We start from the raw sequence: 14,497 nt of genomic DNA on the forward strand, positions 1-14,497 counted from the left end.
GATACAGTATTTGGATACCCGGGTGGGGCTGTTCTTCCCCTCTACCACGAACTTTATGTAGCCAATATCCGGCACATCCTCACCCGTCATGAACAAGGTGCTGTCCACGCTGCCGATGGTTACGCACGGGTTAGCGGGAAGCCGGGGGTATGCATAGTAACCTCCGGACCGGGTGCTACCAACCTTATAACGGGTATCACCAACGCTTTTATGGATTCTATTCCCCTCGTCCTCTTAACCGGCCAAGTAGGGTTAAATTTAATCGGCCGGGATGCCTTCCAAGAGGCGGATATCACGGGTATTACCATGCCCATCACTAAGCACAACTTTTTGGTCAAGGATGTAGCGGATCTTGCCAACACCATCCACGAAGCCTTTTATATTGCCAGTACAGGTCGGCCTGGACCGGTCCTCATTGATATCCCCAAGGACGTTACCACCCAGACGGCCATTTTCAACGGTTACCCTCCCAAGAACACCTTAAGGGGCTATCGTGTATATGAAAACCCCCATCCTTTGCAGGTGCTCCAAGCGGTTAAGGCCATATCTAAGGCAGAGAGACCTCTAATTTTTGCTGGCGGAGGAATTATAAGTTCCGGTGCCCATGAAGAGCTACGGGTTTTGGCCGAAAGCCAAGACATTCCCGTTATTATCAGTATGATGGGCAAGGGGGCTTTCCCCGAAGATCATCCCCTGTTTGTGGGTATGGTGGGCATGCATGGTACCGTGGCTGCCAATTATGCCGTCTGCGAGTGCGATCTTTTAATCGGTGTAGGCGTGCGCTTCGATGACCGGGTTACCGGGAAGCTCGAAGATTTTGCCCCCCGGGCGAAAGTAATCCACATTGATATAGACCCCGCGGAGATCGGTAAAAATGTTCCTGCTCATATTCCCATAGTTGCTGACGCCAAGCGGGCCCTACAAGCTCTGCTGGCCGAACTGCCTGGTACTAAGAAGCATACCCCTTGGCGGGAGAAGATTAAGCAGTGGCAGGAAGAATATCCCTTAAAGTATAACAGGGACTGTGGCCTTAAGCCTCAATATGTGATAGAGGAATTGTATCGTTTAACGAGAGGGGAAGCCATTATTTCTACCGATGTGGGCCAACACCAGATGTGGGCCGTACAGTATTATCCGGTTAAGCACCCGCGCACCTTCTTATCTTCTTGTGGTCTAGGGGCCATGGGCTTCGGAGTGCCTGCGGCTATAGGGGCCCAGATAGCCAAACCCGATGCCACTGTTATAGCTATAACCGGCGATGGGAGCTTCCAGATGAACTCCCAGGAGCTTGCCACCATAAGCTATTACAAACTTCCTATAAAAATAGTGTTGCTAGATAACGGTTATCTCGGTATGGTACGCCAGTGGCAGGAATTCTTCTTTGAAAGGCGCTATTCTTATTCAGATCTGGCCGGCGGAAACCCTGATTTTGTAAAACTGGCCGATGCTTACGGTATCCCTGCCCTGAGAGTCACGGATAGATCACAAGTAATCCAAGCTTTAGAGAAGGCCCTGGCCCATAACGGCCCCTTCCTGCTGGATATTAAAATAGACCGGGAAGAGAACGTCCTGCCCATGGTGCCTCCCGGTGGCACCTTAAGGCAGATGGTGGTTTAGGGAGGGAAAGGGGAAGATGAAACACACATTAGCTGTCCTGGTAGAGAACCGGCCCGGTGTGCTCACGCGGGTAGCTGGCCTTTTTGCCCGCCGCGGGTACAATATCGAGAGCCTGGCTGTAGGGCCTACAGAAAACCCTTCTATCTCTCGCATGACTATAGTGGTAGAGGGAGACGAGCGAACTATTGAACAGGTGTGTAAGCAGTTAAACAAGCTGATAGATGTTATAAAGGTCAGCGATATAACCGAGGATCCCCATGTGGGCCGTGAACTCGTCCTTATCAAGGTAAACGCAGAACCCCAGGTGAGAGGGGAAATCATGCAGATAGTGGAGATCTTCCGGGCCCGCATCGTGGATGTCTCTCGCGACACCCTTATTATAGAAGCTACAGGTGATGAGGATAAGATAAACGCTATAGAAAGTGCCTTGCGCCCCTTCGGTATCCGGGAGATGGCCCGTACCGGAAAGATAGCTCTGGTACGGGGCGCAAGGGGCAAGGTTTTGGAAGCAGGCCTTAATAGCCAGGAGACAGCGACACAGACAGGGTAGAAGGAAGGGGGGAAGGGGATTGGCCCGTACCGGTGCTCAGGCAGTTATTGAGGTTTTGCTCCAGGAAGGTGTAGAAATAGTTTTTGGATACCCTGGAGGGGCGGTGCTACCTCTTTATCATGCCTTGGCAGATAGTCCTATAAAGCATATTCTAGTGCGCCACGAGCAGTCGGCTGTGCATGCTGCTAGCGGATACGCCCGGGCCAGCGGTAAGGTCGGTGTGTGCTTTGCTACTTCCGGCCCGGGGGCTACCAACCTGGTTACCGGGATAGCTACTGCTTATATGGATTCCATTCCGGTAGTTGTCATTACCGGTCAGGTACCCACAAGTATGGTGGGCACCGATGCTTTCCAGGAAGTAGATGTTACGGGTATTACCATGCCCATAACTAAGCATAACTATTTAGTCAAAGATGTAGCTGAACTTCCGAGAATAGTTAAGGAAGCCTTCTATATCGCCCGCACGGGCCGGCCGGGCCCTGTACTCATAGATCTTCCCAGGGATGTGGCATTGTCCCTTTGTGAGGAGCCCATCCCGTCTAAAGTAGAGATCCGGGGCTATAAGCCTACCTATAAGGGGCATCCCGGTCAAATCCGCGCCCTGGCCGACCTGTTGCTTAAATCGGAACGCCCGATCATTTTTGTAGGTGGAGGAGTTATAGCCTCGGGCGCAGAAGATCTGCTTCTTAAGGTGGCAGAAACCCTCCAAGCACCGGTAGCCACCACCTTGCCGGGCCTAGGGGCTTTTCCGGAAGACCATCCCTTGTCCTTGGGTATGGTGGGCCTCCACGGGAAACCCTATGCCAACCACGCAGTTATGGAATGCGATGTTCTTTTCGGGATAGGGGTAAGGTTTGACGATAGGGTGACGGGTGCCCTAGAAAAATTTGCTCCGCAGGCCAAGATAGCCCATGTAGACATTGATCCGGCGGAGATCGGAAAGAATGTCCGTGTGGACCTGCCCCTGGTAGGGGATGCGCGTACGGTTTTGGCGGACCTGCTACCCTTGCTTAAGCCTGTTAAAAGAGAGGCCTGGCTTAAGCGTATAAAACAGTTACAAGAAGAATTTCCGCTAACCTACGGGCGCGGGGGCGGCGATGTGCGGCCGCAGTGGGTGATACAGCGCTTGGGTGAGATGACCCGCGGTCGGGCGATTATAACCACTGATGTGGGCCAGCACCAGATGTGGGCTGCCCTTTACTACGGGTTTACCCGTCCGCGTACCTTCATATCTTCTTGCGGGCTGGGCACCATGGGGTACGGTTTTCCTGCGGCTATCGGAGCCAAACTCGCACGTCCCGAGGAAATGGTCTGGGTTATTACCGGAGACGGTAGTTTCCAGATGGGTATGGCCGAACTAGGTACGGCCATGGAACATGAGCTTCCCATAAAAATCCTCCTTTTTAATAACCAAAGCCTGGCCATGGTACGCCAGCTCCAGCATTTTTACTACGAAGCCAAATATACTGCCGTCCACTTCCACGGCAACCCCGATTTTGTCCGGCTGGCAGAAGCTTACGGCGCTGTAGGCCTAAGGGTGACCCGCCAGGAAGAGGTTATTCCTGCTCTAAAAGAGGCCATGGACAACGGAAGGCTAACCCTCATTGAGTGCCTTATCAGCGAAGAAGAGATGGTATATCCTATGGTGCCTGTGGGAGCTGCCCTGAACGAGATGATTCTACCGCAGGACTAAAGATTAATTCCTTTAAAGAAGGGGAAAGGGAGCAGTTAAGAACATGGAAAGGGAAGGTCGAAGGATTTACATTTTCGATACGACTTTGCGCGACGGTGAGCAATCCCCGGGCGTAAGCTTAAACGTGCAGGAAAAATTGGAGATCGCCCGGCAACTGGCCAGACTTAAGGTGGATGTTATCGAGGCCGGCTTTCCTATCGCTTCTCCCGGGGATTTTGAAGCTGTGAAAGCCATAGCCCAGGAGATAGAGGGGCCCGTTATAGCCGCCCTGGCCCGCATAAACGAAAAGGATATCGACCGGGCTTGGGAGGCGGTTAAATATGCTGCCCGGCCTCGCCTGCACGTATTTATTGCCACCTCCGATATCCATATGAAGCATAAATTGCGTATGACTCGGGAAGAGGTTCTGGCAGCCGTCCAGAGAGGAGTAAGCTATGCCAAACAACACTGCCAGGATGTGGAATTTTCTCCCGAGGATGCATCCCGGAGCGACCCTGACTTCTTGTGCCAGGTCTTAGAAGTAGCCATCGCTGCCGGTGCCACCGTGATTAATATACCCGATACCGTGGGCTATGCCACCCCGCCGGAGTTCGGTAGGCTCATAGCTCTTATACGCCAGCGCGTAAAGGGCATCGAAAACGTGACCTTAAGTGTGCACTGCCATAATGACCTGGGCCTGGCGGTGGCCAACTCTTTAGCGGCTATAGAGAATGGTGCTAACCAGGTAGAGTGTGCTGTAAACGGTATAGGTGAACGGGCGGGGAATACGGCCTTAGAAGAAATTGTAATGGCCTTATTCACACGGTACGATTATTACCGTTGTAAAACAGGTATCGTTACCGAAGAAATATACCGTACTAGCCGCTTGGTTAGCAGCCTCACGGGTATGCCGGTGCAGTACAACAAGGCCATTGTGGGCAAAAACGCCTTTGCCCATGAATCCGGTATTCACCAGGATGGCGTTCTTAAAGAGAGGACTACTTATGAGATCATGAACCCAGCCATGATCGGCCTGGTGCAGAGCAATATAGTCTTGGGCAAGCACTCGGGCCGCCACGCATTACGTACGCGCCTTGCCGAGCTGGGCTTCAATTTGACCGAGGCCGAGCTGGAGAAGGCCTTTCAGCGCTTTAAGGAGCTTGCCGACAGGAAAAAAGAGATAACCGACCGGGATTTAGAGGCCATAGTGGAGCACGAGATACGGCAGATTCCGGAAAAGTACGTGCTCCAGCACCTGCACATTTCTACCGGCACCCACGTGATACCTACTGCTACAGTAGGCCTTAAAGTAGGCGAGCAGGTATGGGAAGAGGCTGCCTGTGGTGAGGGTCCGGTGGACGCAACTTTCAAGGCGATAGATAAAATTACTCGCCTTCCTCTAGCTCTGAAGTCTTATTCTTTAAATGCCGTAACCGGGGGCAAGGACGCGGTAGGCGAAGTTACAGTACAAGTAGAATACGAAGGCAGGCACTTTATCGGCCGCGGCATAAGCACTGATGTCTTGGAGGCTAGCGCCCGGGCGTACATTAATGCTATAAACAAATTAGTTTACGACGTAGGCGAGGAAAACCTGCATTATTTAGACGAAGTTAATAACGCAAACGCACGGCCCGGGGTGGCCAAATAACACCTTCCTTAGAGTAAAGATGAAGGATACAGGAGGCGTATTTAAAGGTATGGGCATGACCGTGACCGAAAAAATCTTGGCCTTTCATGCCGGACTTAAAGAGGTGGAACCTGGGCAGCTGATAAATGCGCGAATAGACCTGGCTTTGGCCAACGATATCACGGCTCCCCTGGCCATAAAGGAGTTCCGGCGCCTAGGCGTCACGAAGGTTTTTGACCCCCAACGGGTGGTGTTGGTGCCCGACCACTTCACACCCAACAAGGATATAAAATCGGCTGAACAAGCCAAACTGGTGCGGGAGTTTGCCCGGGAGCAAGGGGTTATCTATTATGAAATAGGCCGCATGGGGATAGAGCACTGCCTGTTGCCCGAGGAAGGGCTGGTAGGGCCGGGAGACCTTATTGTGGGTGCGGATTCCCATACTTGCACGTATGGTGCTCTGGGCGCTTTTGCTACAGGGGTAGGTTCCACCGATTTGGCTTGCGCCATGGCTACCGGGGAGTGCTGGTTTAAAGTTCCGGAGACTATACTTTTACGGTACTACGGCAAGTTGCGTCCCTGGGTTGGAGGGAAGGATTTGATTTTATACACCATAGGTGACTTAGGTGTGGACGGTGCCCTTTACAAAGCTTTGGAGTTTACCGGCGAGGCTATAGCTGAGCTATCCATGGACGGCCGTTTCACTATGGCCAATATGGCTGTTGAAGCGGGTGCCAAGAACGGCATTTTCCCGGTGGATGAAAAGACTTTAGAGTATATACGGGGTAGGGTTAAACGTCCCTACCAAGTTTATACCAGCGATGCAGACGCCCGTTATTCCGAAATAAGGGAATACGATGCTAGCCGTATTGAGCCCCAGGTAGCCTTCCCCCACCTTCCGGAGAACACCCGCAACATAAGCGAAGTGGGCGATATTAAAATAGATCAAGTGGTGATAGGCTCCTGCACCAACGGACGAATGGAAGACTTGCGGGTGGCGGCTAAAATTTTGCGGGGCAAGAAAGTGCACCCCGAGGTCCGGCTCATCATTATCCCGGGAACCCAGAAGATTTATGCCCAGGCTTTAGAAGAGGGGCTTATAAGCGTATTCATCGAGGCGGGAGCAGCCGTGTCCACACCTACCTGCGGCCCCTGCCTGGGCGGGCACATGGGTATCCTGGCCCGGGGAGAGAGGGCCGTGGCTACTACCAACCGTAACTTTGTCGGACGCATGGGGCATCCCGAAAGCGAGGTATACCTGGCTGGACCGGCGGTGGCTGCAGCCAGCGCCATTAAAGGTCGGATAGCAGCACCTGAGGAGGTATTGTAGAATGCAGCCTATTCGGGGAAGATGTCATAAGTTCGGCGACGATATAGATACCGACGTGATTATCCCGGCCCGCTATCTTAATACGACTGATCCCCAGGAACTGGCCAAGCATTGCATGGAAGATGCGGATCCGGCTTTTCCGGCTAAAGTAAAGCCTGGGGACATTATAATAGCAGGGAAAAATTTCGGTTGCGGGAGCTCCAGGGAGCACGCGCCTTTGGCCATCAAAGGTGCGGGTGTAGCGGCAGTGGTAGCTTCTTCCTTCGCCCGTATTTTTTACCGCAATGCCATTAATATAGGGCTTCCTATTTTCGAAGCACCGGGGCTGGCTGAAGCTTCTGAGCCGGGAGATGAGATAGTAATTTATCCGGAAGAAGGCGTAATCACCAACTTAACCCGGAACCTTACCTTCCGCACTGCTCCTTTCCCGCCTTTTATGCAGGGAATCATGGCGGCGGGAGGTCTTATACCTTATGTAGCAAAGAAACTGAAGGGAGAGGTCTAACCTTTGAGGTATAAAATCGCTGTTCTTCCCGGTGACGGGATCGGGCCGGAGATAATTCCTCAGGCCGTCAAAGTGCTTAAGACCGTAGGTAAGAAGTACGGAGTACAGTTTGAATTTAAGGAGGGCCTCGTAGGAGGGGCGGCTATAGACGTTTACGGTACGGCCCTGCCCGAGGAGACTTTAAAGCTTTGTGAGGAGAGCCAGGCTGTCCTCCTCGGAGCAGTAGGAGGTCCAAAATGGGACTCTCTTCCCCCGGCCCAGAGGCCGGAAACAGCAGCCCTGCTTGCTTTGCGGAAAGGTCTGGGGCTTTATGCCAATATAAGGCCGGCTTATCTTTTTTCCGCCCTGGTGGATTCCTGCCCTTTGAAGAAAGAAGTGGTGGAAGGGACCGACCTTCTCATCTTGCGGGAGCTAACCGGTGGCCTCTACTTTGGAGAGAAGAAACGGCAGCGTACGGATACCGGGGAGGTGGCCTGGGATACCCTTATATATACCTCTGAAGAGATAGAGCGCATACTCCGTCTAGGCTTTGAGCTGGCTAGGGCCCGCAGGAAAAAGCTTACCTCGGTGGATAAAGCTAACGTACTTATAACCTCCCGCCTGTGGAGAGAGACGGCAGAAAGGCTGGCGCAGGAGTATCCAGATGTAGAGCTGGAACATATGTATGTAGACAACTGCGCTATGCAGCTCATACGTAACCCTCGGCAGTTCGATGTCTTAGTTATGGAGAATACTTTTGGCGACATTCTGAGCGATCTTGCTTCGGTATTGAGCGGCTCCATCGGTATGCTACCTTCAGCCAGTATAGGAGGGCAGACTGCCCTATACGAACCCATCCACGGCTCGGCTCCCGATATTGCGGGCCAGAATAAGGCCAATCCTCTAGCCACTATACTTTCTGCTGCCATGATGCTCCGGATATCCTTTAAAATGGAACAAGCGGCCCGTGATATAGAAAACGCGGTGAACAAGGTTTTGGAACAGGGTTACCGTACAGCGGATATTTTCAGGGAAGGCACGACCCTGGTTGGTACCGAAGAAATGGGAGAGCTGGTAAGGCAGGCAGTGGAAGAGGGGTAGGGTTATGGGCGAAAAGATCTATCTTTATGATACCACCTTGCGGGACGGAAGCCAGGCCGAAGGCATAAGCCTTTCGGTGGAAGATAAGCTCAAGATAGCTACGCGGCTCGACCTCTTCGGTATGGATTATATTGAGGGTGGCTGGCCCGCGGCCAACCCTAAAGACATGGAGTTTTTTGAGCGCGCTAAAGGGTTAACTTTCCGCCATGCGAAGCTGGCTGCCTTCGGCCGGACACGAAAGCCCGGGGGACGGGTAGAAGAGGACGAAAACCTTATAGCCATCCTGCAGGCAGGCGTTAAGGTGGCCACAATTTTTGGCAAGACCTGGGACCTCCATGTTTATCAAGCCTTGGGTACCACCTTAGAAGAAAACCTGGCCATGATTAGAGAGACAGTAGCCTTTTTAGTGGAACGGGGGCTGGAGGTCGTCTACGACGCCGAGCACTTTTTCGATGGCTACAAGAACAATCCCGATTATGCTTTGGCCTGCTTAAAGGAGGCGGCTTCGGCGGGGGCTAGCTGGATCGTTCTTTGCGATACCAACGGTGGGTGTCTTCCGGGTGAGATAGAAGAGGCCGTTAAGCGGGTACGACAAGTTGTAGATAAGCCTTTAGGCATCCATACCCATAATGATGGCGAGCTGGCGGTGGCTAACACTTTGGCGGGGGTCATGGCTGGGTGCCGCCAGGTGCAGGGGACCATCAACGGGTTGGGGGAGCGTTGCGGCAACGCCAACCTCTGCTCGGTGATACCCAACCTGGAGCTAAAGCTAGGCTACCGGTGCTTACCGCCCGGTCGCCTGCAAGAGCTAACTGAGGTGTCCCGCTACGTCAGCGAGATCGCCAACGTCATCCAGCCCAACAACCAGCCTTTTGTAGGGTACAGTGCCTTTGCCCATAAAGGTGGTGTCCACGTCAGCGCGGTGCTGAAAAATGCCTCTACTTACGAGCATATTCCCCCGGAAAAGGTGGGGAACAGGAGACGAGTATTAGTTTCGGAGCTGGCCGGGGCCAGTAACCTAAAGTATAAGGCAGCGGAGATGGGCCTGAAACTTGACGGCCGCCAGACTAGCGATGTAGTAGAGTGCATTAAGGAGCTGGAACGGCAGGGCTACCAGTTCGAGGGAGCCGAGGCTTCCCTGGAGCTTTTCTTGCGCAAAGCTAGCGGAGAGTACCGCCAGCCCTTCCAGGTGGATTACTTCCGTATACTGGTAGAAAAGAGGGAGGACGAAGAAGCTACAGCCGAAGCCATCGTCAAATTACGGGTAGGGGACCGGGTGGTGCATACAGCAGCAGAGGGCAATGGCCCGGTCAATGCCCTGGACAATGCCCTGCGGAAGGCCTTGGAAGAATTCTTCCCGGCCATCCGGCGCATGCGCTTAACCGACTACAAGGTCAGAGTCCTGGATGAAGCGGCGGCTACCAGCGCCAAGGTAAGGGTATTGATCGAATCTCGGGATGCCAACAATTCCTGGAGCACGGTAGGGGTGTCTACCAACATTATCGAGGCCAGCTGGGAAGCGTTGCTCGATAGTATGGAGTACGCTCTGCTTAAGGAAAGCGAGCAAAGAAAGGTGGCGGGGGCTTAAGACGGTTCCTCTTTGGCGGGGCGGCCGTATTTTAAGTTCACCGGTGGGGCCGCCGGAATCTTGATTTCCTGATGTTTTTTTACAGTAGGCCGGATATTATACAAGGTGTTTAGATTATCCAGGATGCCACCCGTAAAAGTCAATCCTTTTTCTAGAGTATCGGGGTCGCCGATAGCTTTTATGACGATAGGGTAAAGGAGCTTATGGCCGTTTACCGTATGATATATGGTGGGGCCTTCCTCCTTATCCACTATAAAGGTAGCCGGAGTAACCCGGTGGTCATTTATGGCTATGGCTTCCGCACCGGAAACCCAGAGTTCATTGACCAAATCTATAAGATCTGTATCCAGCAGGGGAGAATCCCCTGTAAAAGTTACGGTGATACCCGGGCCCTTCACAGGCATAAGGCCTAAGGCGGTTTTTAATCGTGTGACTTCCTTTTCCAGGGCCGCCTGGGCCTTGTCGCTTTCTCCCCATGAAGTAGTTAAAGATTGGAGCTGTTCTTCAAGTTCGTTGATTTCCTGAATGAGCTGGCTGCGCTTGGCATTGGAGTTTTTCCACATAGCGACCAGATCCTCAGTTTTCTGGGCTTCCAAAGAGCTGGCCAAAAGCCTCTGGGTACGAAACTGTAAGGCCAAAAGAATGCCCAAGATGAGGAGGACTATTGTCAAGCAGGCCTGGCCCCAGGTCTTTAAGCGGAGCACGGACGGATTACCTCCCTTAGTCAGCTGGCTTAGCATATTGAGAGGGGAAACCTCCTTTATAGGCCGGGAGTATTACTTGCGGGGCTTTGACCAGTTTGATGGGGAACTCACGGCTTTTCAGATAAATGAACTCTTCCGAGTTTAAGACCGCCCCTTCCAGCCTATCCGGGTCGCCGACAGCCTTTATCTCGTAAGGTGGGGCCAGGCGGGTAGAATTGACCAAGATGACCGTACCTACGCACCTTATATCGGAGGTGGTTACCAGCCGCTGGTTATTTATGGCTATTCCTTCTGCTCCCGCAGCCTTTAAAGCGTTGACCAAATAGAGCAGATTCTTATCGTGGATGATGTAATTTTCCGGATTATAAGTTGCAGGAGAACTTGTTTTGGCTGCTTCAGCCCCAGCCTTGTTATCGTCTAAGGTAATAGTTATACCCGGGCCAGTTAGAGGAGTCAGGCCGGCCAAGATTCTGAGTTCGTCCAATTGTTTTTGCAACCCTGATAGGGTGGTTTCAAAGCGGGCCTGGTTTTTTTGTGTTTCTTCCAGCTTTTGGCGTAGATCAGCGATCCTCTCCTCCAACCCTTTATTTTCCTCTTCTAAGGTACGGATGATTTCTATGAGGCCGGTATCTTTTTTGTTTTGGGCTGCATTGGCCCATTGAGCGCGCAATTGCCAGGCTACTAGAAGTCCTGAGAGGAAACATATTAAAATTAAAGAGATGAAACGACGCAAAGCTCATCCTCTCCTTTAGGCTTTATTCTAGCTAAGGTTTAAGGGTTCTGCAACTGACAAAAAGGGGAAAGATAGGACTAGGATAGAATTTTACAGAAGGATTTTTGCAGCCTCCGGCGAATGAAGGTGAACGGTATGGGATTTTTAGAAGCCCTCTGGTCACACCTCACCAGGTTAAATTTTGGTGATATATTGCGCCTTATCGTAGATATTGCTATAGTGTCTTATGTAATCTACAGATTTCTGCTGCTCATCCGGGGAACCAGGGCGGTCCAGCTACTTAAAGGTTTGGGCGTGCTAGTGGTGGCTTCAGTTGTGGCAGAAAAACTGCAGCTTACTACCATTACCTGGATCTTAAGCCAGCTGCGCTTAATGATCGTAGTGGCCCTACCGGTTGTCTTTCAGCCCGAACTACGTCGAGCCCTGGAACAGCTTGGCCGGGGCAAATTTTTTGCGCGGCCGTTTAGATTGCTGGGAACGGAAGATATGGCCCGGGTTATTAGTGAACTAGTAAGGGCTGTGCAAGTGCTGGCTAAAAACAAAACTGGCGCGTTAATGGTTGTAGAACGGGAAACGGGCCTAAATGATTACATTGAAACCGGCATCCGTGTAGATGCTGTGGTCTCGGCCGAACTACTTATAAACCTATTCGTCCCTCTTACTCCCTTTCACGATGGAGCTGCCATCATCCGGGGTGACCGTGTTGTGGCGGCAGGGTGCTTCCTACCTCTATCGGACAGCCCCTACCTTAGCAAGCAGTTAGGCACCAGACACCGGGCGGCTCTAGGGGTAAGCGAGATTTCCGATGCGGTGGTCATAGTTGTTTCCGAGGAGACGGGAGCTGTGTCGGTTGCTGAGGGGGGAAGGCTCATCCGTTTCCTGGATGAGAAAAATTTGCGCGAGATATTGCAAAGCTTGCTTTTACCGCAGTCCAATCATGGCTCTTCCTTCTGGCCCTGGAGGTCCTAAGGGATGCTTGAACGCTGGCGGGAAAATTTGGGCGTAAAGCTTTTAGCTGTAGCTTTAGCTCTGATACTGTGGTTTTATGTAACCTCGGAACAGAATCCTACTACGGAGCAGGTGTTACGTGTCCCCTTAGAAGTAGAAAATTTAAGTGCTGGCCTGGTTGTGGTCGATTTGCCTTCGGAGGTAAGTTTGAGAGTAGAGGGCCGTAGGGGGCAGATACAGAATTTGTTGCCCAGGGATATAAGGGCCTATGTAGATCTCAGGGTAGCCAGGGTGGGTGAGAATACACTTCCGGTTCAGGTAACCCTTCCGGAGGGGATTAGGCTAGTCCGGGTTAACCCTTCCCAGGTAACCGTAAAGGTAGAGCAAGTCAAGGAGATCTCTTTTCGCGTTCAGGCTAGTTTAAACGGAGAGCCTGCAAGCGGCTACCGGGTCCTAGAGCCGGTGATTAAACCTTCGGAGGTTATAGTCTCGGGACCGGAAGCGTTCCTGAAAGAGATAGGGAAGGTATACGTGGAAGTAAACATGGACCAGGCCCGGGGGAATTACCTTGCTCAATTGCCTGTGCAGATAGCGGACCGGGAAGGTCGCCCTTTAAGCCGCTGGCTTACTACTAAACCCGAAAATGTGGAGGTATTTGTACCCGTAGTCCAGGACATGCCTAGCCGCATGGTGACCATAAGGCCAAGGTTGGTAGGAGAGCCAGCCCCTGGCTACGAGGTAAAAAGGGTTATTTTACATCCCGAAGTAGTTGAGGTACTGGCCCCTTATGACATATTGTCCAGTTTAGACAGCCTCTATACAACTCCTATTAATATAGCCGGAGCTCGCAAAAATGTTACGGCCGAAAGCGAACTGGAAATACCCGCCGGTGTTCAATTGAGTAGCTTTCCGAGGGTCCAGGTCATAGTGGAGATTGAAAGGGTGGGATAGCGTGGGGAAACTTTTCGGGACTGACGGTGTGCGGGGTGTGGCCAACAGGGAACTTACCCCGGAGCTGGCCTTTAAGCTAGGCCGGGCTGGTGCTGCTGTATTGGCTAAAGGACGTACCCGGGTGCGGGTAGTGGTAGGGAGAGATACCAGGATTTCTGGTGATATGCTGGAGGCCGCCTTGGTGGCCGGGATTTGTTCGGTGGGCGGTGACGTGCTTAAAGTGGGTATCATGCCCACCCCGGCGGTGGCTTGGCTTACTAAATCTTTAGGCGCTGACGCGGGAGTGGTTATATCAGCTTCCCATAATCCCGTAGCAGATAACGGTATTAAGTTCTTTAGCTCCGAGGGTTTTAAACTTCCAGATCCTGTTGAAGAAGAGATCGAAAGGGAAGTGTTTAAGGACAAAGATGAACTACCCAGGCCTACGGGAGGAGACCTGGGTAGGGCGCTGGAAGTTTTAGAAGGGTCTAGCAGGTATATATCCTACGTGTGTTCTACGGCTAAAAATGACCTCTCGGGGCTTAAAGTAGTGCTAGATGTGGCTAACGGTGCGGCTTACCGGGTGGCTCCAGAAGCCTTACGCCGCCTGGGGGCAGATATTATAGTCCTCAATAATGCTCCTGATGGTACTAACATCAATGTGGGTTGCGGTTCCACTTGTCCGGAAGCTTTAGCCAAAGCCGTAAAGGAATTTCGAGCAGACGTAGGTCTGGCCTTCGACGGAGATGCCGACCGGGTCATTGCGGTGGATGAGGAAGGCCGGGTAGTAGACGGGGATGCTATCATGGTCATCCTCGCTTTACACCGCAAACAGCAAGGGGGCCTTCCGGGCGGGAAAGTGGTAGTTACCGTCATGAGCAACTACGGCCTTCACCAGGTCTTGACCGCGGCCGGGATTAAAGTATACCAGACTAAGGTAGGGGACCGTTATGTTTTAGAAGAGATGCTCCGTACAGGTGCCGTGCTGGGAGGTGAGCAATCGGGCCATATTATTCTTTTAGAATATAATAGTACAGGGGATGGGTTGATAACTGGAGTACAGCTTTTGCAAGTTATAAAGGAAACGGGAAAATCTTTAAAGGAACTCGCGGCGGTCATGCCCCGCCTTCCCCAATTGTTGGTGAACGTACCCGTGCGGGATAAAGATAAGGCCATGTCAGATCCCGCCCTTTTAGCTGAAGTGGAAAAGGCC

General features: G+C 52.3%; 13 protein-coding genes. 11 read left to right on the plus strand and 2 right to left on the minus strand.

Annotation, left to right across the window (positions count from 1 at the left end; translation table 11 throughout):
* From ilvB (L5656_RS07150) to cimA, 8 genes are all read left to right on the plus strand, one after another.
* On the plus strand, positions 1–1,617 hold a 1,617-nt coding region (ilvB, locus tag L5656_RS07150; protein ID WP_297201109.1), incomplete at its 5' end, for a biosynthetic-type acetolactate synthase large subunit.
* Between the two features lie 16 nt (positions 1,618–1,633).
* Entirely contained in the window at positions 1,634–2,167 is a 534-nt protein-coding gene (ilvN, locus tag L5656_RS07155; RefSeq protein WP_297201111.1) for an acetolactate synthase small subunit, read from the plus strand.
* 19 nt (positions 2,168–2,186) lie between these two features.
* On the plus strand, positions 2,187–3,860 hold the full coding sequence (ilvB, locus tag L5656_RS07160; protein WP_297201113.1) for a biosynthetic-type acetolactate synthase large subunit: 1,674 nt from the start codon (positions 2,187–2,189) through the stop codon (positions 3,858–3,860).
* Positions 3,861–3,903: 43 nt separating this feature from the next.
* Positions 3,904–5,487 (plus strand): 2-isopropylmalate synthase, encoded by a 1,584-nt coding sequence (locus L5656_RS07165; protein WP_297201115.1) that lies wholly within the window; start codon positions 3,904–3,906, stop codon positions 5,485–5,487.
* 49 nt (positions 5,488–5,536) lie between these two features.
* On the plus strand, positions 5,537–6,796 hold the full coding sequence (leuC, locus tag L5656_RS07170; RefSeq protein WP_297201117.1) for a 3-isopropylmalate dehydratase large subunit: 1,260 nt from the start codon (positions 5,537–5,539) through the stop codon (positions 6,794–6,796).
* Between the two features lies 1 nt (position 6,797).
* Entirely contained in the window at positions 6,798–7,301 is a 504-nt protein-coding gene (locus L5656_RS07175) for a 3-isopropylmalate dehydratase small subunit (RefSeq protein ID WP_297201118.1), read from the plus strand.
* A gap of 3 nt (positions 7,302–7,304) precedes the next feature.
* Positions 7,305–8,381: a 3-isopropylmalate dehydrogenase gene (leuB, locus tag L5656_RS07180; protein WP_297201120.1), complete on the plus strand. Its 1,077-nt coding sequence runs from the start codon at positions 7,305–7,307 to the stop codon at positions 8,379–8,381.
* Positions 8,382–8,385: 4 nt separating this feature from the next.
* The gene (gene cimA, locus L5656_RS07185) at positions 8,386–9,969 is read left to right on the plus strand and encodes a citramalate synthase (protein ID WP_297201121.1); all 1,584 of its coding nucleotides are present in this window, start codon (positions 8,386–8,388) and stop codon (positions 9,967–9,969) included.
* Here the strand turns inward: cimA and L5656_RS07190 are convergent.
* Positions 9,966–10,673: a DUF881 domain-containing protein gene (locus L5656_RS07190; RefSeq protein WP_297201123.1), complete on the minus strand. Its 708-nt coding sequence runs from the start codon at positions 10,671–10,673 to the stop codon at positions 9,966–9,968. The genes cimA and L5656_RS07190 overlap by 4 nt on opposite strands.
* A gap of 16 nt (positions 10,674–10,689) precedes the next feature.
* Entirely contained in the window at positions 10,690–11,406 is a 717-nt protein-coding gene (locus L5656_RS07195; protein WP_297201125.1) for a DUF881 domain-containing protein, read from the minus strand.
* Between the two features lie 135 nt (positions 11,407–11,541).
* Between L5656_RS07195 and cdaA the strand changes: the two genes are divergently transcribed.
* From cdaA to glmM, 3 genes are all read left to right on the plus strand, one after another.
* Positions 11,542–12,375, plus strand: coding sequence for a diadenylate cyclase CdaA (cdaA, locus tag L5656_RS07200; RefSeq protein WP_297201127.1), 834 nt, complete (start codon positions 11,542–11,544; stop codon positions 12,373–12,375).
* Positions 12,376–12,378: 3 nt separating this feature from the next.
* Entirely contained in the window at positions 12,379–13,305 is a 927-nt protein-coding gene (locus L5656_RS07205; RefSeq protein WP_297201130.1) for a CdaR family protein, read from the plus strand.
* A 1-nt stretch (position 13,306) separates the two neighbouring features.
* Positions 13,307–14,497, plus strand: a 1,191-nt coding sequence (gene glmM, locus L5656_RS07210) for a phosphoglucosamine mutase (RefSeq protein WP_297201133.1), incomplete at its 3' end; no start/stop codon positions are given.

Source organism: Thermanaeromonas sp., assembly GCF_021890735.1.
In the GTDB taxonomy this organism is placed as follows: domain Bacteria; phylum Bacillota; class DSM-521; order Neomoorellales; family Neomoorellaceae; genus Thermanaeromonas.